The sequence below is a fragment of the Rhizobium sp. NPDC090275 genome, from assembly GCF_044772225.1.
In the GTDB taxonomy this organism is placed as follows: Bacteria; Pseudomonadota; Alphaproteobacteria; order Rhizobiales; family Rhizobiaceae; genus Rhizobium.
This window is the reverse complement of sequence record NZ_JBIVYL010000002.1, coordinates 406,255-426,836: the sequence shown is the minus strand read 5'-3', so window position 1 is coordinate 426,836 and position 20,582 is coordinate 406,255. Positions and strand designations below refer to the sequence as shown.

Here is a 20,582-nt window from a genome sequence, read left to right as displayed (position 1 = left end):
AGCGTCAACTGCCATTCACAAAAAAGAAGGGCACAAAGGGAGCTCCACAAACGAAAAGAGCGGCGGGTAGGCCCCGCCGCTCTTCGATCATTCCGTTTTCGAGACTTACTTCGAAATCAGGCAGGAGCCGCCGGCTGCGCGATACTTTTCGCAGATCGCGGCTGCTTCGTCCTTGGAGCCGGCGGTGATGCGCAGGCGGTAATAGGTGCCCTTGCCTGCGATGTCGGCCTTGCGGATTTCGTAAGGCATGCCAGCCAGTACGCCGCCGAACTTCTTCGACAGGCTTGCATAGGACTTCTTGGCTTCGGCTTCAGACGGCAGCGATGCGATCTGGACGCCGTAGCTGCCAGGAGCCGCTGTCGTCGGCTGTGCCTGTGCCGCTGCCGGCGGAACCGCCGCGACTTCCTTCGGTGCCTGGGCGGCTGGTGCCGGTGCGGCCGTTGCCGGTGCGAGAGCCGAAGCGCCCGGACGCGATGCCGGGGTCGGCGCGGTGTCGGTCTTGGTGCTAGTTACGGCACGGACCGGCGGGTTGACGCTGTCAGGCGTTGCCGCCGCGGCCTTGGCAAGCACGTTCTCGGAGGTCTGCTTTGCGGTCGGCGTAGCACCTTCGACCGGCGTCGAGCGAATGTCGGCGGAGGCCAGCTGTTCGATCGTCGGAGCCGAAGCCGATGCACCACCTGCGGCGATCTTCTGCGTCTGCACCGAGGTGGGCTTCGGCAGCGAGGATGCAGCAGGCTCCGGCGCCGGCTCGTCGCGGGCGACCAGCGTGCCGTCCGGCTTGACGATCATGGTGCGGACCTTGCGGGCCGAGACCGACGGCGAACGATCGGCATCCGACGGAGCGGCAGCGGCCGTATCGGTCGCGCTGTCGTTCGGCAGCAGGCGCGGATCCTCGGTGTCGCCGACGGGCGTCGCCATGGATGGCATCGGCGCGTCGTTGTCTTCAGGCAGCGTTTCCGGCGTCAGCGTGCGCTGAACGACGTCAACCGGTTGCTCGTCGCTTGACACCAGCGACTTCTGCTTCGGGGCTTCGGTGGCGGCGCCACCAACGCTGTCGTAAACAGCCTTGTCCTGGTTCGGAACGGTCTTGCCACCCGGGTTTTCCGGAACGACCTTGACCGGGTCCTTGTCGGCCACGATGACACGCGGTTCGCCGGTGGCGATACCGAGGCCGCCGTCGCGCGCCAGGAAGGAATAGCCAGCATAAGCGACGCCGCCGAAGATGACGATGGCAGCGGCTGCCGCCAGCATGCGCTTCATCGAGCGGGCGCGGCTCATATCCTCGGCGTCGCTCGCCGACTGGATCTGAACTTCCGACACCGTCTCGCGACGCTGCTGCACGGGCTCGTTGACGCTGCGGCGGAAATCTTCCTCCAGCGCGCGCTCGAATTCATCGAAGCTCTGGGCCTGCGGCTGAGCCGGCTGCGGCCGTGCAACGGAAGCCACGGCGGCGACAGAAGCCTGGGCGCGGGCACGGATGTCCTGAGCCTGCTTTGCGGGTGCTTCGACGGGCTTGGCTGGCGTCAGCAGGTTGGCGATTTCCGAATCGACGTCGAAATCGAAATCCGACATCGCGGGAACGGGTTCGTGCTTTTCGACCGGCGGCAGCGTCGGGACGTGCATCTCGACCGCTTCCATCTGATACTCCGCATCGGAGATCATCGACGGATCGAAGGGCAGCTCTTCCGTCGTGTCGACGGCAGGTGCCGGCGCACGGTAGGACGGCGCTGCGGGCTCCGGCGAACGGTAGACCGGTGCGGCTGCCTGGTAAGCGGGCGCCTGGTAGGCCGGTGCCGGGGCGGACGGCTGATACGGTGTGGGTGCCGGCTGCGCGGCAGGCTCCGGCTGGCGGACTGCCGGCTGGTAGGCCACCGGTGCAGCAACAGGCTGAGGCTTCGGCTGCTCGATCTCCTCGGCCACGACGGGCTCGACGAAATCGAGGTCGGCGAGTTCAAGCTCGATGCCTTCGAGATCCAGCTCGAAGTCATGGCCGGCGAACGGGTCTTCGACGTCAGGTGCTGCCTTGGCGGCGACCGGCAACGGCTCGGGTGCATAGCGAGGCGCTACGGGCGCTGCCGCTACGGGAGCGACGGCCAAAGGCGGCTCGGGCACATAGGCCGGTGCAGGGATCGGCTCGTGGACGACCGGGGCGACCGGCTGTGCTTCCACGGGCGCGGCTTCGCGAGCGGTAACCGGGTACTGCGATACATCGGCCAGGAGGTCATCGATATCGAAGGCGATATCGTCGACTTCGGTGACAGCTTCCGTCAGCGCGGCATCGGCCTTGACGTCGCCACCCTTGGCGGCAGCGGCCAGATCGAAGGCGCTGTGGTCGACGACAGGTTCGACGATCGGCTCAGCGACGGGCTGCTCGACGACGAATGACGGCTCATGACGGTCGATTTCAGCGGGGAAGCTTGCGGCGGCCGGCGCTTCGAAGCGCGGAGCAACAGCTACCGGCTCGACGACAGGTGCCTGGGCGGCAACAGGCGTTGCGGCCGGCTCTTCGCGGCGAGACGTATGGAAATTGGCGATCGGCAGGCGGATGCTTGCGGCTGACCACTGCGGGGCCTTGGCAGGCTGAACCGGTGCCGGTGCGGCGCTGATCGAAAGCTCGAGCTCCTCGATCAGATCGCGAGCGCCGCCGGAGACAGGCTCCGCAGGACGCGAGACGCTGGCCGCCCAATCGGCGGACGAGAGGATCGCGCGGGCATCGGGCTGCTCGATGACAGACGACTGCTCGACGGCAGGCAAGGCCTCGTCTTCGACCCGTTCCGAGACAACCGGCGCTTCGTAATGAACCGGCTCGGCCTCGTAGCGCGGCGCCTGCTCGTAGTGCTGTGCGGGCTCGTAGTGCGGCTCGGGCTCGTCGTAGGTAACGGGCTCCGGCTCGGCATAGACTACGGGCTCAGGCTGAGCGTAAGCCGTCTCGATCGGATGAGCGACGACTGCAGGCGCGGTCGGAGCGTCGTAACGCTCGAACTCGCGCAGCAGTTCGTCTTCGAGATTGAAGGCAGGCTCCTGCCTTGGCGCCGCTTCGACGGTGTTTGCCGCTACACGGGGCTCAAAACCGACGATACGTGCAAGCTCCGCAAGGGGATCATCGTCAGCAAAGAGGTTCGCATCGTTACGCGTGTCATACGCCCGCTGTTTATCTGCCATACTCATCCACTCGCAAATGCAAAGGTTTCGTGCCAGCGCATTGTGGGTAAATGGTGACGCTACCGCATCTCTTCCGGCGCAGCCGTTCCTGCGATGGCAAGACCCGACTTCAAAACGGACGCAACGGCGTACACCAGCCCTAGTCTGGTAATACTAGACTCTCGGCTCTTATCGTTAATAAATCGTAAGTCTACCTGATCCTTGCCCTTATTCCAATGAGCATGGAAAGAACTGGCAAGATCATAGAGGTAGAATACGACACGATGCGGCTCTTGCGATTGAGCCGCTGCCTCGAGCAACCGAGGGAACTCGGCAACCTTCGCAACCAATTGTAATTCCGCAGGATCCGAGATTCCGGACACGGCGTTCGCGAGGATCTCAGGCGACACGTCGAGATCCGGAAACGCCTCCTTCGCCTGCCTGAATACAGACATGCAACGGGCGTGCGCGTACTGTACGTAAAAGACCGGATTGTCTTTCGACTGCTCCGTTACTTTGGCGAAATCGAAGTCCAACGGCTCCGAGCTCTTTCTATACAGCATCATGAACCGCACCGAATCGCGGCCGACTTCCTCGACCACATCGCGCAGCGTCACGAAGTCGCCCGAGCGCTTCGACATCTTCACCGGCTCGCCATCGCGGAACAGCTTGACCAGCTGGCACAGCAGAACGGTAAGCTTGGCCTTGCCTTCCGACACGCCGCGCGCGACCGCTTCCAGGCGCTTGACGTAGCCGCCATGGTCGGCGCCGAGCACATAGATCATCTCGCTGAAGCCGCGATCGAACTTGTTCTTGAAGTAAGCGACGTCGGCGGCGAAGTAAGTGTAGGAGCCGTCGGACTTGATCAGCGGGCGGTCCATGTCGTCGCCGACCTCGGTCGAGCGGAACAGCGTCTGTTCGCGATCTTCCCAATCTTCCGGTAGCTGGCCCTTCGGCGGCGGCAGCGTGCCCTTGTAGACGTGGCCCTTGAAGGTCAGGTCGTTGATGGCCGTGCGGATAGCGGCAGCGCCATTGGCGTGCAGCGTGCGCTCGGAGAAGAACACGTCGTGATGGACGTTCAGCGCCTCCAAATCCTCGCGGATCATAACCATCATCGCGTCAATGGTGCGATCCTTGACCAGCGGCATCCACTGATCCTCGGGCATGTTGTGCAGCTTGACGCCATAGTCACGCGCCAACGCTTCGCCGACGGGCACGAGATAATCGCCCGGATAGAGGCCAGCCGGGATCTCGCCGATCTTTTCGCCGAGCGCCTCGCGGTAACGCAGGAAGACGGAGCGCGCCAAGACGTCGATCTGCGAACCGGCGTCGTTGATGTAGTATTCCTTGGTGACGTCGAAGCCGGCGAAGGACAAGAGATTGGCCAGCGCGTCGCCGACGACAGCGCCACGGCAATGGCCGACATGCATCGGGCCGGTCGGGTTGGCCGAAACATATTCGACGTTGACCTTGCGGCCCTCACCCATCGTCGAGCGACCGTAATCGGTGCCAGCAGTGATCATCGAGGCCAGCAGGCGCTGCCAGTAGCCGACGGCGATCCTGATGTTGATGAAACCAGGGCCCGCGACGGATACTTCGGCGACGTCTGGATCTTCCTTCAACTTTTCGGTGATGATTTCGGCCAGCGCGCGCGGATTGGTGCCGAGCGGCTTGGCAAGCACCATCGCCGCATTGGTCGCGACATCGCCGTGGCTCGCGTCACGCGGCGGCTCGACGGCAATGCGTCCGAAATCCAGCTCGGATCGCTTTTCCTTGACCAGTTCGATCTGTTCAAGGGCGGTTTTAATCCTGGCTTCGAAATCGGTAAAAAGGTTCATCGCACTCTTCCATGCATAGGCTGTGCCACACGGCATCCGCCCGGCCTTTGCCGAGCGACCGCTGCCTAGCGCAAATCGGGAGTCTGGTCAAACAATCGCCTGTGGGCGCTGATGGCGTAGGTATCGGTCATGCCGGCGAGATAATCGCCAACATGGCGCGCCTTCGGCGCCTCTGCCAGCCCCGCGATGTGATCCACCCAATAGTGGCTCTGCATCTCCTTCGGGTTGGCCATGTAGGCCGAAAACAGGTCGGTGACGATCTGGGCTGCGCCTGACCGGATGCGCATGATGTCGGGATGGCGGTAGATGCGCTTGAAGAGCATCGCCTTGATCTGCCTGTCGGTCTCGGCCATGCCCTCGGAAAACGTCGCGATCACGCGGCTGGCGTGCCTGACGTCGTCGGCGCTCTCGGGGCGGATTTCAGCCAGACGCTCCTGGGCGACGGAAATCACGTCCTCGACCATGCGGGTGATCTGGCGGCGCATGATTTCGTGGGTGAAGCGGCTCGGCTCCAGCGTGGGGTAGCGCTCCCTCACCTCGGCCATCAGTCCAGCCAGGAACGGAATATCCTCGAGCATGTCGAAGGTGAGATAGCCCGAGCGCAGGCCGTCATCGATATCGTGGGTGTTGTAGGCAATATCGTCGGCGATCGCGGCTACCTGCGCCTCGAGGCTGGCGTAGGTGTCGAGCTGGAGATCGTGGATCTCGCAGTAATCGAGGATCGGCTGCGGCACGGGGCCGCGCGTGCCGGTACCATCCTTGGTGAGCAGCGGACCGTTGTGCTTAACCAGGCCTTCCAGGCTCTCCCACGTCAGGTTGATGCCGTCGAAATCGGCGTAGCGGCGTTCGAGCTTGGTGACGATGCGCAGCGACTGGGCATTGTGGTCGAAGCCGCCATAGGGCAGCAGCACCTCGTGCAGCGCGTCCTCGCCGGTGTGGCCGAAGGGCGTGTGGCCGAAATCGTGCACGAGGGCGACGCCTTCGGCCAGATCCTCATCGAGCTTCAGCGCCCTTGCGAGCGCGCGGGCGATCTGGGCCACCTCGATCGTGTGCGTGAGGCGCGTGCGATAGTGATCCCCATCCTGGGCGATGAAGACCTGGGTCTTGTGCTTGAGGCGCCGGAAGGCGGTCGTGTGGACGATGCGGTCGCGGTCGCGCTGGAAGTCCGAGCGCGTGGGGCTGGAATTCTCGGGATAAAGCCGCCCACGCGTCGTCCACGGGTCAGCCGCGTAGATTGCCCTGTCGCTGTTACCGAAGCCTAATGCACGTCTGTCGATCGTCATTCTTCACCGTCACTCGCCATGTCCAGGTTCACGCCCATTGACGCCGCCATATGCTCTTCATACCTATAGAGAGCATAAACGGCAAAGAGACGACGTATCGACCACTTTGCCGCGGGCCGCGCTTTCATGATATAAGGCGCGATAGCATTGAAAAACAGCCGTTTATATTGATGGCTGGACCACTATTCTCTCCGGATCTTGACCCCGGCAGGAGCAGGCATGACCGAAGCAAGTGTAACCCTTTCCGACGCGGCTGCGAAGCGAATCGCCACTATTGTCGGCAGCGACCCCGGCAAGAGCGCGCTGCGCGTTTCCGTCGAAGGCGGCGGCTGTTCGGGTTTTTCCTACAAGTTCGACCTGACCGACGGCATCCAGGACGACGACGTGGTCGTCGAAAAGCACGACGCGAAGGTGCTGATCGACAGCATGTCGCTGATCTACATGGCGGGCTCTGAGATCGATTTCGTCGATAACCTGCTCGGCCAGTCCTTCCAGATCAAGAACCCGAACGCGGTTGCCAGCTGCGGCTGCGGCACCAGCTTCTCGATCTGACCACCCTCTCCCGCTATCCACACCGAACCGGCCGAAGATTGCCTTCCGGCCGGTTTAACGTCTTGTCGCTTGTCTCAAGACCACGCTAGAAGAAGACGTCAAAGCGGAACGGGACAAAAGAGTGAAGATCGCGACCTGGAACATCAACGGCGTCAAGGCGCGTATCGACAATCTCACGCAGTGGCTGAAAGATTCGAACCCCGATATCGCCTGCCTGCAGGAGATCAAGACGGTCGACGAGGGATTTCCGCGGCTGGAGATCGAGGCTCTGGGCTATCATGTGGAGACGCATGGGCAGAAGGGCTTCAACGGCGTCGCCATTCTTTCCAAGACCAAGCCGGACGAAGTGACGCGCGGACTGCCGGGCGATCCGCTGGACGAACAGGCACGTTTTCTGGAAGCCGTGTTCTCAATTCCCGGCAACCGCGTTGCCCGCGTCTGCTGCCTCTATCTGCCGAACGGCAATCCCGTCGATACCGAGAAATACGGCTACAAGCTCGCCTGGATGGAGCGGCTGCGCACATTCGCGGCCGAGCGGCTGGCTTACGAGGAAATCCTCATCCTTGCCGGCGACTACAACGTCATCCCCGAGCCGCATGATTGCTTCGACCCCAAGGTGTGGGAACACGACGCTCTGTTCCTGCCGCAGACGCGGGAGGCGTTTCGCAGGCTCGAGAGCCTGGGGCTGACGGATGCGGTACGCGCGACGACGGACGCGGTGCCGGCGTATACGTTCTGGGATTATCAGGCCGGCGCATGGCCGAAGAACAACGGCATTCGCATCGATCACCTGATGCTGTCGCCGGAAGCCGCCGACCGGATGACCTCGACGGCCATCGAAAAACATGTGCGTGCCTGGGAGAAGCCTTCCGACCACGTGCCTGTGGTCGCCTATTTCGATTTCGCGGCCTAAGGGCTAGGCGGCACCAATCGAGGCCGGATCTCGGCGATCCGGTCTTACATCGCTCAGTCGGTGTTGCTGCTGGCGATCTTGTGCGAGAGAGCGATGGCGTTGCGGCGGTCGCTTTCGCTGGCAACCGAGAAGGCCTGCTCCTGCAGCGATTCCATCCAGTTGCAATCCTTGGGCTTGCAGCGATCGAGTGCCGCCGTCATCAGCGCCAGACCGTTGGCCGACTGGCCTTCCTGGAACAGGATATTGCCGAAGACGGACATGGCGCCCGGGTGACCGGCCTTGCGGGCCTGGTTCAGCCACTTCTTGGCCTGCTGCGTGCTGGTGGCGCCGCCATCGCCGGCAAGCATCATCTGCGCCAGCTGGAACTGCGCTTCGGGAACGCCGAAGGTGGAGGCGACCTGGAAATAGATCTGGCGCGCCTGGGTGAGATCGGTCTTCACGGGGCTGCCCGGAATGCCGTGCTTGTAATAGCCGGCGAGCGACAGCAGTGCGTTGACGAAGAAGCCGGTATCCTCGGAGCCGGGCTCGACGCCCTGCTGAGCGATCTCGCTATAGATCTTGAAGGCCTCGAAATCGTCCTGCGCGACGCCGTCGCCATCGGCATACATGTTGGCCAGCGCCCAGCGCGATCCGGTGTGGCCCTTTTCGGCGGCGTATTTGTAGGCTTCGACAGCCTCTTCCTTCTGGCCGTTCTTATAGGCCTTGAAACCGAACTTGAAGAGATCGAAAGGACCGGATTCCTTGTTGACGCCCGACTTGATGTCGAACGCGCTTGCCGGACAACTCATCGCCGCGCAGCAGGCGACGGAGAGCCCCATAAGCATCAATCTGAAAGGTCTGAACTCGAACGTCAGCATTTCACTCGATTTCTTTCGTTTCCACCCATACGCGCCATCTCGAACATCCCGCCCGTTCGGCCCGCAGATAAAGTCCCTTCGGCGAGCGATCCCGCGGTGGGTTCCAAGACCCGCTTGCCCGCGTCGCATCCAGCCATCTGCTCCCCAAAGAGAGCCTTCATTCCCTTCGCACCGACCGCATCCGCCCGCTTCCCGGCGCGAACTGACGGCGATGCCTTCAACCTCATTACAGCGAGCCCGCGGAGCGGCATTTCGCCTTCAGAAATGTCGTAGTCACCAATTGTGACAAAACGCGAGACGTCGTTACCGAAAGCCGGTCCGGATCTAGGCAACACCGTCGAACGTGAGGAAGATGAAAGGCTTGAGAAGTCTGCGATCGAACGGCGCTTTCCGGCTGAAACACCCTGTAAAACAGGCGAAACAAGCGAAGCGGCGGCAATTGCGCCACACCTCAAGTCCGTCTCTTTCACACTCACCGAAAAACGACCCATCTTACTCTTTTACGCGCACCCTATGCCTGTCATTCCCTCGCCCGAGATTACCGCTGCGCCTAGTTTGTGGCGGGAAATGGACAATTCGTGATGGAGCCCATCATACGCCAACACTCAAAAAAAACTGTTGCTGAATCGTCACAAAATGACACGTGACGAAAGCATGCTTAATGGCACCCAGACAAAGAAAAGCCCGACAGTTTGCCGGGCTTTCACTTGCACTGATCTTGGCAGGTCAGAACTTGACCTTGATGCTGGTGGAGATGGCCGCCACAAGATCGTTGCCGAAGTCGTAGGAGACGTCGTCACCATAAGTGACACCATCCTGCGTGATGGCACCCGAGGAACCGCTTGTCAGAATGCCAAGCGCGCCGGCGAGCCGCCACTCGATGTTCTCAGTCGGGCTATATGCGGCACCGACGCCAAGCGTCCAGCTGTCCGTCTGCGCGCCGTAACCATGGCTCGTGCCCCGGTCCCACGTCAGGCTGACTGCACCGCTCCACTGATCGTTGAACTTGTGGCCAATGCCGCCCGTTACCGTCCAGCCATCCTGGTAAAGCAGATCGAGCGAGGTAAGCTGCGTACCGCTGGTCGCGCTGCAAGTACGCCCTCTGGTCGCCGTTGGGCAAAGAGATATGGACTGAAGCAAGCTCCAATTGGTCCACTTCACCGATCCAAAGGCCAGCCAGTCCGGCGCGATACCACTCTGCACCTTAAACTCAAGCGAATCGGGCGCTTCGGCCGAGCCAAATACTGGCGTTACGCGTCCGTAGGGAGCGCGGCTATAAGGCGCGATCCCGCCGATCGCCTGCGTGAGGTCGACGGTACCCGTCAGATTGTCGTACTTGACGCGGCTGTTATAAACCAGGCTCGCGCGAAGCGCGTATTCCGGAATCTCATAGGCAACACCTGCACGCCAGCCCCAAGCCTGGTCTTCCAGGTCAAGCCGGCCAATGCCGGTACCGGTGCCGCCCAACAGCGCCGGATTGAAAACGTAACGTTCCTTAAAGCCTTCGACTTCCTGATAGAACGTGCCACCGATAACGCGGAGCTGCCCCGGACCCATGTCGAACTTGTAGGAGCACGTCGCGCCATAATTGTGCGTTGTGATCTTGGTTTCGATATTGTTCTGCGCACCAACCCAGTTCGCACCCGGATTGGTGTGAGCGCCGAAGGGCTCCGAGTAATCGACCAAACAGTCGAGATCACCGATGCCGCCTTTGATGCCACCATAGGGGATGGCATAATTCTCAGTGTCGTCGGCGGTGGTCGATCCGCCACCACGACCATTGCTCCCCAAGCCATCGCTTGGATCGGTATCCTTGGCGTTCTTCAGCTTGCGCTGCGGCATGACATAGATCACGCCCGACTGGACGGAGAACTGCGATGCATCGAACAACTGATCGATATTATAGCCGCCACGATCCAGACCACCCGCGAGGGCAGGCTGGGTGAGCGCCGAAATCATAACAAGCGGCAGGGCTGCCGCCAGAACCTTACGAGATGCCAAGGTGTCTCCCCCACTGAGGCAATTGCGATGGTGGGACTGTGACGGCGAGAGGTTAAAATGGCAACTTCGTGACCGGGCGCGATTGAAAAGTGAGCTAATGGATGCTTTACGTAAAAAATTGACGAGCACGTCAAAATTTCCCCAATTTAGAAAATGTATCTCAAAAGATCCTGGAATCGATCAGGCGATAGGGCGATCGTTCTATACGAACACAGATATGTTACCTTCTGACAACAGTTCGATTTTTAGGAAAAACTTCGTGGAAAAGCTGAAAAATGGTGTCGCTCCGGCCAAGTTGTGGCGGCGGAAGGCGTGATTAGGGTTAATTTTTCGAAAAAAGGCGCCCGATTCTTCATCGGGCGCCTTGGAATGAAATACTATTGAAAGTTGATTTTACGAGGCTTCATCTACACGCGAGAGCGCGATCTTGAGGCTCGCGAGCTGGACCGTCAGCTCTTCCAGGCGTTCCCGTTCGGCCGCTACGACCTCCGGGTTGGCGTTGGCGACGAACTTCTCGTTGGAGAGCTTGCCGTTGATCCTTGCCATTTCGGCCTCGGTCTTGGCGATTGCCTTTTCGAGGCGGGCCTTCTCGGCACCGAGATCGATTAGCGCGCCGAGCGGCAGGCAGACCGTCGCTTCGCCGGCCACGATCTGGGCCGCACCCTTCGGCGCCTGGTCGGCCAGCGAAATGCCATCGACGCGCGCGAGGCGCTTGATCGCCGCATCGTGGCGCGACAGCCGGTCACGCGTCAGGCTGTTGGCGTTGACGAAGACGAGCGGGGCTACGGCCGACGGCGGTACGTTCATTTCGGAGCGAACCGAGCGGATATCGGAGACGAGGTCGATCAGCCAGTTGATCTCGTCGGCTGCCGCGTCGTCGGCGTAGGACGGCGACGGCCATTCGGCGTGGCAAACCAGGCCATCACGCTCGCGTCCCTCGCCTGCCGTATGCGCCCAAAGTTCTTCGGTCATGAAGGGCATGAAGGGGTGCAGCAGCTTGTAGATCTCTTCGAGCACGTAGGCGACGCAGGACTGCGCCTCCTTCTTGGCGCCTTCGTCCGTGCCGCCGAAGATCGGCTTCAGCAGTTCGAGATACCAATCGCAGACCTGGTTCCAGACGAAACGATAAAGCACGCCGGCGGCATCGTTGAAGCGATAGGCTTCGATTGCCTCGGTGAGATCGCGTTCGGTGCGGGACAGTTCCGTCAGGATCCAGCGGTTGACCGTGAGCTCGGCGGCTTCAGGAATAAAATGCGGGTCGTTGACGACGCCGTTCATCTCGGCGAAGCGCGTGGCGTTCCACAGCTTGGTGCCGAAGTTGCGGTAGCCGGCGATACGGGCCGGATCGAGCTTCACATCGCGGCCCTGGGCCGCCATGATCGCCAGCGTGAAGCGCAGCGCGTCGGCGCCGTACTCGTCGATCAGTTCCAGCGGGTCGATGACGTTGCCCTTGGACTTCGACATCTTCTGGCCGTTCTTGTCGCGAACCAGCGCGTGGATATAGACGGTGTGGAACGGTTCGACCGGAACGCCGTCCTCGTCCTTCATGAAGTGCAGACCCATCTGCATCATGCGAACAACCCAGAACGGGATGATATCGAAACCGGTGACCAGAACGTTGGTCGGGTAGTAGCGTGCAAGCTCAGGCGTCTTTTTCGGCCAGCCGAGGGTCGAGAACGGCCAGAGAGCGGAAGAGAACCAGGTGTCGAGCACGTCTTCGTCGCGCGTCAGGATTTCGCCCGGCTGGAAGTTCTCGAGCTTTTCCTCGACCCAAGCCTTCCACGGTCCCTCATGAGCGATGTAGTGCTGGATGGCGGCCTGTAGCGCCTCTTCCTCGGTCTTCTCGACAAAGACCTGGCCATCGGGACCGTACCAGGCGGGAATTTGGTGACCCCACCACAGCTGACGGGAAATGCACCAGGGCTGGATGTTTTCCATCCACTGGAAATAGGTGTTTTCCCAGTTCTTCGGCACGAAATTGGTGCGGCCTTCGCGGACCGACGCGATCGCCGGCTGGGCGAGCGTCTTGTTGTCGACCCACCACTGGTCGGTCAGGCGCGGCTCGATCGGCACGCCGCCGCGGTCGCCATGCGGGACCACGTGCTTGTGCGGCTCGATCTTGTCGAGCAGGCCTGCCTCTTCGAAAATCTCGACGATGATCTTGCGGGCGGTGAAACGATCCTGGCATTCCAGACGGTCCCAGGCGCCATGAAGTGCCGCCGGATGATCGAGACCTTCGAGGAAGTCCTCGTTCTCCTTGATGGAGATCGAGGCATCGATGTTCATGACGTTGATGGCGCGCAGACCAGCGCGCTTGCCGACCTCGAAGTCGTTGAAGTCGTGCGCAGGCGTGATCTTGACGGCGCCTGTGCCGGCGGTCGGATCGGCGTAATCATCCGCGACAATAGGGATCTTGCGGCCGACGATCGGCAAGATGACATGCTTGCCGACGATCGACTTGTAGCGCTCGTCTTCAGGATTAACCGCGATGCCGGTATCGCCGAGCATCGTTTCCGGACGGGTCGTTGCGACGACGATGTAGTCGCGCGTCTCGAATTCCGTCGGCTTGCCTTCCTCGTCGAAAGCGATCGGGTACTGGTAGGTGACGCCTGCTTCCAGCGGATAGCGGAAGTGCCAGAGATTGCCCTTGACCTCCAGCTGCTCGACTTCCATGTCGGAAATCGCGGTCAGGAGCTTCGGGTCCCAGTTGACGAGACGCTTGTCCTTGTAGATCAGGCCTTCCTTGTAAAGGCTGACGAAGACTTCGAGAACGGCCTCGGAGAGGCCCTCGTCCATGGTGAAGCGCTCGCGCGACCAATCACAAGAGGCGCCGAGGCGCTTCAGCTGGTTGAAGATCAGGCCACCCGACTCGTTCTTCCACTCCCAGACCTTCTCGATGAAGGCTTCGCGGCCCATGTCGCGGCGGCCCGGAAGCTGCTGTTCCATCAGCTTGCGCTCGACGACCATCTGCGTTGCGATGCCGGCATGGTCCATGCCCGGCTGCCACAGCACGTCCTTGCCGCGCATGCGCTCGAAGCGGACCATGATGTCCTGCAGCGTGTTGTTCAGCGCGTGGCCCATGTGCAGCGAACCCGTCACATTCGGCGGCGGGATCACGATGGTGAAGCTTTCGGCGCCCGGCTTGGCGTTCGCGCCCGCGCGGAAAGCGTCCGCCTCGTCCCATTTCGCGGCGATCTTCGGTTCAACGGCTGCGGAATCGTAGGTCTTTTCGAGCATTTTTGGACCAAATCTGGAGGTTTTCTGGATGCGGGTTGTAAATAGGATGCCCGCCAGCAAGTCAATAAAAAAGCCGCCCCGGGGACCGGAGCGGCTCTTTGTAAAAAGCGGCGGATCCGATCAGCGGCGCGGGCCGCGCGCCACGCGCTCGATCTCTTCGCGCACGAGGCGCTCGACCAGCGTCGGCAGGTTGTCGTCGAGCCAGTCGCGCAGCATCGGGCGCAGCATGTCTTCGGCGATCTCGTCCAGCGAGCGGCGCTCGGCGCCATCGATGGCGGCGGCCAGTTCCTCGAAGGAGCGGGCAATCTGCAGGCCGGCATCCTGCGACAGCAGCGACTGCTGGGTTTCGTCCATCAGGCTCGGCAGAAGGCGATCCGACAGCGGCGCGGAGACCGGCTCGGCGTAGATCGGTTGTGCCGAGATCGGCGCGGCTGACATCGGCGAAGCGGCAATGGGCGGAGCGATCGCGACCTGCTCCTGAACCGGCGCTGCCGCGGGCTGAGCGGTCTCGACTTCTGCGACCGGCTGATGAGGCGGCATTTCGAACGCCGTTGCGGCCGGTTCGTCAGCCAGCACGGGCTCGGGTGCGCGCTGCGGCGCCGGAGCAGCCTGCTGCACCACCGGGTGCTCCTCGACTACCTGCTGCGGCTGGGCGTCCATGACGGGAGCCGGTGCCACAGGCGCCGGCTGCTGGCGGAACTCGAGGGGCGGTTCGCGCTGCGGCTGAAGCGTGTTGCGCTCGGAGGCGGCGCGAACGCGGGCGGCGACATCGGCGAGCGACATGGCGGCGCGCGGCGCTTCCTGAGCGGGTGCGGAGCCCGCGGAATTGGCGGCGACGAAGCGCGGATCGGTCTGCTGCGGTGCGGGATCGGGGAATTCCACGCCGGCATAGGCCTGATCAACCGTCAGATGAATGTCGGAGCCGTGATCGTCTTCATCGTCACCGTAAACAGGCGGCAGCGATGCGGAGAGTGCCCTGCCCGCGCCCGGCTCATTGCTTTCGATGATCTGGCGGATCGACGCCAGGATTTCTTCCATGGACGGTTCACGCGCTACGCTTGGCTGAGCCATATCTATCCCCGTTATTCTCAAACAACGACCGGATTGCGAGGTGTCGGCATCCGAATCACCCAGACTGTAGGATAGCCGATCGGGGAAAAAAATCATCGCGAATCAAATGACTGCCGCTTTGCACAGTTTTCTCAAAGGTCAATGACTGCTTCGAAGGTCCGCCTGAAACAGAAACGGGCGCCAGTGGCGCCCGCATCATCAAGAACCCACGTCGCGCGTTGCTTAGAAAACGAATTCACGTGCCTTGGCGAAGCCCGGCAGCGGCTTGACGGAAGCGTTGAAGAAGACGTTTTCGGAGACCGCGCCGCGCTCGCTGACAAACACCGTCGCACGCGCCGAGCCGCCATATCCCTTGATGGTGACAAGGCGACCACCTTCACGCAACTGCGAGAAGAGCGAAGCCGGAACTTCTTCCACCGCGCCGTTGACGAAGATCAGGTCGTAGGGTGCGCCCTTGGCGCTGCCGGATTCAAGCGATCCCGTGACGACGGAGACGTTGGCGTAATCGGCAAGGTTTGCCGTTGCCTCGGCGGCAAGCGCTTCGTCTTCTTCCAGAGCCACGACGGAACCGGCGAGCTTGGAGAAGAGTGCGGAGACATAACCCGTGCCGCAGCCGACATCGAGAACAACGTCATGCTTCGTCACGGCAGCAAGCTGCAGCAGCTTGGCGAGCGGCGACGGCTGCATCAGGAAACGCGCCGGCTTGCCTGCGGCCGCCGGACAGATTTCGACGTCGGTGTCGATGTAGGAGATTGCCTTCGACTTTTCCGGAACGAAAGCCTCACGCGGCACGGCAAGGAAAGCGGCCTGAACGGAGTGAGAGGTGACATCCGTGGTGCGGATCTGGTTGTCGACCATGTTGGCGCGTGCCGTCTCGAAATTCATAGTGTCCTCTCGCCCAATGAAAAGCGCTTATTGCTCACCCGTGTCTTAATCGCAGGGCAACCGGCTTTCAAGGCTTCGTGAGCGACTGCAGCAAGAATTCGGACATCACGGCCACTCCCCTTAAGCCTTCTCAAAAATCCATGGTGACGTTCATGAGATTGTGATAATATTGCAACCGGAGGAATAAGGAGGAGAAGATCATGTCAGTCATAGCTGAATATTTCTCGCTGTTCGACTTTTTCATCGTCGCCGCGCTGATCGCCATCATGTGCTGCGGCTTGCTCGGAAAAGAGACAGGCTGAGAGTTAAACATCGTCTCCCGCAACCAAGACGTTCAGGTGGCCGTCAGCTTTATTAGCGATGACTTTAACCAATAAGAACGATGGCCAGCGGGGTGTCATGGCGAAATCAGCTCTCTTGGGTGGTCTCTTTATCGGGGGCCTATTCGCGATCATCGTGATGATACCGCTCGTACACGCGAGCGTGCCTGGTGTCGCGACCAATGGTGTGTCCCCGCTCGTTTCGTTGCAGCGCGCCAACTGACCAACTTGGTAGCAGGCTCGGCAGCGGGCAGTCGGACCTGTTATGCGGCAGGTTTGCGCGAACCATGTCCGTCGCGAATTTTGTCGTCTGAAATCCCTCAGGTTTTTGAACAACCCCCTTGCGCTTGTTTTCTATTCATTCTAAATGCCGCCCACGCTTTCGAAAGTAAGCGTCGTGAGGCCTCGTGGCGGAGTGGTGACGCAGAGGACTGCAAATCCTTGTACCCCGGTTCAATTCCGGGCGAGGCCTCCAATATCTTCACACCACATTTTTATCTTGCTGAAAAAGCACCGGAATTTTTCCGGTGTGGCAGTTTGGACTTGAACCGTTCCGCCACACCAAATCGAGGTGTGGCAATGCGTTCCCGGTTTGGCCGATCGGCAACTATCGATTCGACGCGAGATTTATCGCCGGCCCGATCGCGGCCACCATCTCTGAGAATCCCTGCAGGACTACCAATTATTCAGAATTATCAAGCGAAAACAATGAAAGTGGCTTGATGTGAGGGGAATTTTGGGGCGATTGATTTCTTTTGGGAATTTTATCCGGCGCCCCTCACTGCTAGACTGAACGAATGCCCTATCAACCCCTATACCACTGGCGCCGCACGAAGCTGGACGAGCGCGACAAACCTCGCGATTCCGACTGGTCGGGCTATGACGGGGAGATCGGGATAGGGAGGATACAGTTGCAGCCGCATGGGCCGACGAAGGGGAAGTGGATGTGGAACCTGCATGGCCCGATGAAGATCAGGAACAGGGTGTTGCCGCATTCGGGCTATGCCGATGAAGGCCGCGAGGCTATGCGCAAGGTCGAAGAGCGATATCATGACCTGATGGCGGCGAACGGAATGAAGGGGAGCAAGCAATGATCGCCACGCTGCTGGTATGTGCTAGCCTGACCGTCGTCGACGGCGATACTGTCACATGCGACGGCCAGAACTTAAGACTGCTTGGAGAGGGAGTGCCGTTCCAGAGTGGCATCGATTCGCCGGAGATCGGAAGTCATGCCAAGTGCATGAAGGAACGCAAGCTGGCGCTGTTGGCCAAGGGAAGGCTGAAAGAGATATTGGCCGAGGTAGGCCTTACGGTCGAGTTCTATGGGGTAAAGGACAAGACCCCTGCCCGCCGGCCGCTGGTGAACATCTATCGGAACGACGGGTCAGAGGTAGGGCAAACCCTGCTCAAGGAAGGGTTCGCCAGGACGTGGCGGCCGGGGCACCGCAATGACTGGTGTGCCTAGAGGGAGTTGCCTCGCCCCAAATGGCCTTTTGCTATGCAGCCAGGGGGCGAGGCAAGTTGGGTAAATCGAACGGTAGGAGTTCACTATCCACTTGTGGATCTCTTACGGGACCACTCAGCAAGAACGAAATGATAGTTCGGGCGGCTGACCTGTCCTTCCTAAGGACTTTGTCAGTTTTATTGCCGGGCGGAAGCTTGCTAGTGAGCACCCACTCGAGTTGAAAGTGCGCATGTTCGCCATGCTCAATCTTCCAAGTTAGCCTAGAATGGTAATGCTCAAGGGACACCTTCGAAAGCGGGCCGTACTCGATGTCATAGAACCCGAGATAGTGTACGCGATCTTCGCCTAGAGGCTCAGCTCCGTGCTTTTCTGCGAATATACCGTTCGCCACACCGGCGGCCCTTCGCCCGTATCCGTGGGCTCCCTCCTCGTCTTTGAGCAGAAAGCGCGATGCTAGCGAAAGCGCATACATTCTCCCATCGCGATATACATCGCCGAACTGGAGCAACGCAGCTTCGTCAAACGACCCATTCTTGGCGCACCTTGGATAGAGCACGGCCCTACACACCGTATCTCCTTCAAGCATCTTCATCCACTAACGAACCGGGAAGCATTGAATGCTGGGCGCCCAATTCAGTGAGGAGCGCTGAAAGCTGCTGGGTCTCATCCTCAGGAAGCTCGTGATCACACCGCATGAATGTTCTGCGACTGATATCCATGAGATCAGTATCATCGGCATCCACTGTCAGCAGTCGTTTGATCATCCCTAAATCCCACGTAAGAACGGCAGCCTCCCCATCTTGCGGGAATAATTTGGGCGGGGAAATATTGAGATTTGAAGACAGGACGCCGAGCAAGGCTGAGGCGCGCGACGACGCCTTCGGATCCAGGTACAACGGATGCTCTTCCGGCAGCATACAAAGCGTTAGAAGTGCTTCCTGAACCGCAGAAAATTTCGCGCTGCGAACGCTATTTGGGCGGGCGTAAGAGACAAGTTCGGCAGTGTAGTACGAGAGCGGCTCAACGCTCGCGGAAGACGACGATGACGACGGTGCCACCTGAACTGCACTGCTGGCTGCAATGCCCGCTTTCCAATTCGCTACGCGCGGGAAAAGCGCTTTCCCTTTTACCTGTCTCATCTCAGCCCTCCAGCGAACCAGTTTTCCCGGAGGCAGCGATCCTCAGCGCCTCCCCAGCGATTTGACTGAATATAGTGTCGGTATCGGCCTTGCTGAAGGTCCGTCCGTCGATGATCGTATTAATATCAACCATCAGACTGGCCCCGAACTGAGCGACGGTTACTGGTGAAGGAACTCCGCCGGGTTGGAAGCTGACTGAGAATGTTTGAAGTGTGATACTTCCATATCGAAGAAGCCGATTTATTTCGATCTCGGGTGAGGCCAGCTGTTTCCGGCGATTGATTTGAAAAACCAGATCCGAGTATTCGCCGATGTTGGGGGAGAAACCGATCCTCTCTTCGATGGTCGCGCGGGAAACGCTCAAGCTTTCGGATGGCTCAAACAAATTGATGATCAGCGCCAAACGGATTGGCGAAATGTCGCCAACGTTTGCGGCCGCTGCAACAGCGGTGCGAACCGCCTTTTCAGTTTCGACAAGAAGGAGCCCTTCCGCGTTTTCCTGACCGTCCATAGCCGGCGTGAGGACTAAATCCATTCGGCCGGGCTGGATCTGCACGCTGAATTCGAAGCCTTCATGGGGGCCATTAGCCACGCCAAGGAATGGATTCGTCGGATTTGGCACACGATTACTTTGATAGCTTACCGGCTCAGAGCCAGTGAGTTCCTCGAACACCTTACTAGCCCGTACGTTCTCCACGGAACTTAAGAACCATACGAGCTGTATACTTTGCGATTTCCACATGGTCATTCTTATCAGCAAGAGTTTTCCGCAAACTGCATCATTCATTCTGCGATTGCAATGGAGGAAAGGTGCGCCACTCACGTGACCTCACGCCAGCAAGGTTCGGCTGCGCTGGGTCGCGAGGCTTGCGCGCGCGGCTGCGGAGCGGCTTGTCGCTCGACTGGAGAGGCTTGGCTCGAACCATGGCGATTAGCTCGCTTTACGGATCTCCGCCATATCGTCGGGAAGAACGTGCATGCCGGCCGCGTGGGCGGCGTCAACGAAGGCGACGCGGGCGGCGGATGGCTCAGCCGCCATCACCATGGCATCGATCGATCTGGCTAGCGCGCTGTGAAACCCCGGCTTCGTTTTGTCCGGCCATTCCGACACGAGGAATGATACCATCTCCTCAACGGTCTCGGCGGGAGCGTACTGCCCGATGCCACGTATCTCAACTTCGAGCGGCTCGATCGGGGTAAGCGAAAAGCTGGCCATAACGCATCACCTCGGCTGACAGTGGATGCGAATGAACTGGTGACAAAGTGATTCGTTCCGAGTCAAATCAAGGAGTTATGGAGGCACCACACCACGCGCGCGGCAAAGGTGAGTTGTTTCGCAAGGGCGAACCGTCACTCTCCCGACTGGTTTTGCTTCTCGATGCAGGCCACAATTGCCTGCCCTGAATTGGTTGATCCTCTAGCAGTAAGCAGGTGCGGCTTGTCTGCTATGCCATCATCAATGGCAATCTGCTTCTTAGCCGCTGCAAAAGCTTCTACAAACTGCTTTGCCTGATCATCGATCAACGTGACCTGAGACACAGCGAGGCTGTTCCCAACCGATCCCGTCTCTCCGGCTGCACTGAATAGTAGCTTGCCGTCGAAAGCGAATTTGACAGTCGGTGTTAGGCCAGAAAGCCTTGTGTCGTAGTCGAAGCCAGGGATTGCTCGAACGATGAGGCCTTTTTTGGCAGTGTCGCACAGCACGATTACGCCTGAGCGGAGCGATGACATGAAGTCTACAGAGACGCTCTCTCCGCCCGAGAACGGATCAGACTCTCGATCGACGGACCAAGTTTGAAACCCGGCGTAACTTGGCATCGCCAAAGTCAACGAAACGGCGACCGCCATGGATATGACTCGAAGCACTTTCCACCCCCTTG

At 60.1% G+C, this 20,582-nt stretch carries 17 protein-coding genes and 1 tRNA gene; 5 read left to right on the top strand and 13 right to left on the bottom strand.

Translation table 11 applies throughout. From position 1 onward, the window contains the following. Nucleotides 1-105: 105 nt before the first annotated feature. From ACIQUB_RS06415 to ACIQUB_RS06405, 3 genes are all read right to left on the bottom strand, one after another. Complete coding sequence (locus ACIQUB_RS06415) at nucleotides 106-3,162, bottom strand: SPOR domain-containing protein (RefSeq protein WP_113237020.1); 3,057 nt, start codon at nucleotides 3,160-3,162, stop codon at nucleotides 106-108. Nucleotides 3,163-3,221: 59 nt separating this feature from the next. Continuing rightward, nucleotides 3,222-4,979 carry an arginine--tRNA ligase gene (argS, locus tag ACIQUB_RS06410; protein WP_113237019.1) on the bottom strand — a complete coding sequence of 586 codons (1,758 nt, stop codon included), beginning with the start codon at nucleotides 4,977-4,979 and terminating at the stop codon, nucleotides 3,222-3,224. Nucleotides 4,980-5,044: 65 nt separating this feature from the next. Then, nucleotides 5,045-6,262, bottom strand: coding sequence for a deoxyguanosinetriphosphate triphosphohydrolase (locus ACIQUB_RS06405; protein WP_113237018.1), 1,218 nt, complete (start codon nucleotides 6,260-6,262; stop codon nucleotides 5,045-5,047). A gap of 219 nt (nucleotides 6,263-6,481) precedes the next feature. Between ACIQUB_RS06405 and erpA the strand changes: the two genes are divergently transcribed. Together erpA and xth are read left to right on the top strand one after the other, a co-directional pair. After that, nucleotides 6,482-6,814 (top strand): iron-sulfur cluster insertion protein ErpA, encoded by a 333-nt coding sequence (erpA, locus tag ACIQUB_RS06400; RefSeq protein ID WP_113237017.1) that lies wholly within the window; start codon nucleotides 6,482-6,484, stop codon nucleotides 6,812-6,814. Nucleotides 6,815-6,935: 121 nt separating this feature from the next. Continuing rightward, on the top strand, nucleotides 6,936-7,727 hold the full coding sequence (gene xth, locus ACIQUB_RS06395) for an exodeoxyribonuclease III (RefSeq protein ID WP_113237016.1): 792 nt from the start codon (nucleotides 6,936-6,938) through the stop codon (nucleotides 7,725-7,727). Nucleotides 7,728-7,780: 53 nt separating this feature from the next. Here the strand turns inward: xth and exoR are convergent, their stop codons facing one another. From exoR to ACIQUB_RS06365, 6 genes are all read right to left on the bottom strand, one after another. Next, nucleotides 7,781-8,584, bottom strand: a complete 804-nt coding sequence (gene exoR / locus ACIQUB_RS06390; RefSeq protein ID WP_018900092.1) for an exopolysaccharide production regulator ExoR — start codon at nucleotides 8,582-8,584, stop codon at nucleotides 7,781-7,783. After that, nucleotides 8,578-9,075: a hypothetical protein gene (locus ACIQUB_RS06385; RefSeq protein ID WP_162737447.1), complete on the bottom strand. Its 498-nt coding sequence runs from the start codon at nucleotides 9,073-9,075 to the stop codon at nucleotides 8,578-8,580. Before ACIQUB_RS06385 ends, exoR begins: the two co-directional genes overlap by 7 nt. Nucleotides 9,076-9,310: 235 nt before the next feature. Further along, on the bottom strand, nucleotides 9,311-10,585 hold the full coding sequence (locus tag ACIQUB_RS06380; RefSeq protein WP_402928970.1) for an OmpP1/FadL family transporter: 1,275 nt from the start codon (nucleotides 10,583-10,585) through the stop codon (nucleotides 9,311-9,313). A gap of 393 nt (nucleotides 10,586-10,978) precedes the next feature. Further along, complete coding sequence (locus tag ACIQUB_RS06375; protein WP_113237013.1) at nucleotides 10,979-13,822, bottom strand: valine--tRNA ligase; 2,844 nt, start codon at nucleotides 13,820-13,822, stop codon at nucleotides 10,979-10,981. A gap of 120 nt (nucleotides 13,823-13,942) precedes the next feature. Next, nucleotides 13,943-14,893, bottom strand: a complete 951-nt coding sequence (locus ACIQUB_RS06370) for a DUF2497 domain-containing protein (RefSeq protein WP_113237012.1) — start codon at nucleotides 14,891-14,893, stop codon at nucleotides 13,943-13,945. A gap of 222 nt (nucleotides 14,894-15,115) precedes the next feature. Continuing rightward, a complete protein-coding gene (locus ACIQUB_RS06365) occupies nucleotides 15,116-15,778 on the bottom strand; it encodes a protein-L-isoaspartate O-methyltransferase (protein WP_113237011.1) in 663 nt (220 codons plus the stop codon). A gap of 721 nt (nucleotides 15,779-16,499) precedes the next feature. On the opposite strand from ACIQUB_RS06365, the gene ACIQUB_RS06360 reads away from it, so the two are divergent. The 3 genes from ACIQUB_RS06360 to ACIQUB_RS06350 all read left to right on the top strand — a co-directional run bounded on the left by ACIQUB_RS06360 (nucleotide 16,500) and on the right by ACIQUB_RS06350 (nucleotide 17,563). After that, nucleotides 16,500-16,573, top strand: a tRNA-Cys gene (locus tag ACIQUB_RS06360). Nucleotides 16,574-16,895: 322 nt separating this feature from the next. Continuing rightward, nucleotides 16,896-17,192, top strand: coding sequence for a hypothetical protein (locus ACIQUB_RS06355; protein WP_402928966.1), 297 nt, complete (start codon nucleotides 16,896-16,898; stop codon nucleotides 17,190-17,192). After that, nucleotides 17,189-17,563, top strand: coding sequence for a thermonuclease family protein (locus ACIQUB_RS06350; protein ID WP_402928964.1), 375 nt, complete (start codon nucleotides 17,189-17,191; stop codon nucleotides 17,561-17,563). Before ACIQUB_RS06355 ends, ACIQUB_RS06350 begins: the two co-directional genes overlap by 4 nt. Nucleotides 17,564-18,141: 578 nt before the next feature. Here ACIQUB_RS06350 and ACIQUB_RS06345 read toward each other — a convergent pair. The 4 genes from ACIQUB_RS06345 to ACIQUB_RS06330 form a co-directional block, all read right to left on the bottom strand. Then, nucleotides 18,142-18,702, bottom strand: coding sequence for a hypothetical protein (locus ACIQUB_RS06345; protein ID WP_402928963.1), 561 nt, complete (start codon nucleotides 18,700-18,702; stop codon nucleotides 18,142-18,144). A 1-nt stretch (nucleotide 18,703) separates the two neighbouring features. Then, nucleotides 18,704-19,375: a hypothetical protein gene (locus ACIQUB_RS06340; protein WP_402928961.1), complete on the bottom strand. Its 672-nt coding sequence runs from the start codon at nucleotides 19,373-19,375 to the stop codon at nucleotides 18,704-18,706. A gap of 258 nt (nucleotides 19,376-19,633) precedes the next feature. Then, nucleotides 19,634-19,918 carry a DUF982 domain-containing protein gene (locus tag ACIQUB_RS06335; protein WP_402928959.1) on the bottom strand — a complete coding sequence of 95 codons (285 nt, stop codon included), beginning with the start codon at nucleotides 19,916-19,918 and terminating at the stop codon, nucleotides 19,634-19,636. A 134-nt stretch (nucleotides 19,919-20,052) separates the two neighbouring features. Next, entirely contained in the window at nucleotides 20,053-20,550 is a 498-nt protein-coding gene (locus ACIQUB_RS06330) for a hypothetical protein (protein WP_402928957.1), read from the bottom strand. Between the last annotated feature and the right edge of the window lie 32 nt (nucleotides 20,551-20,582).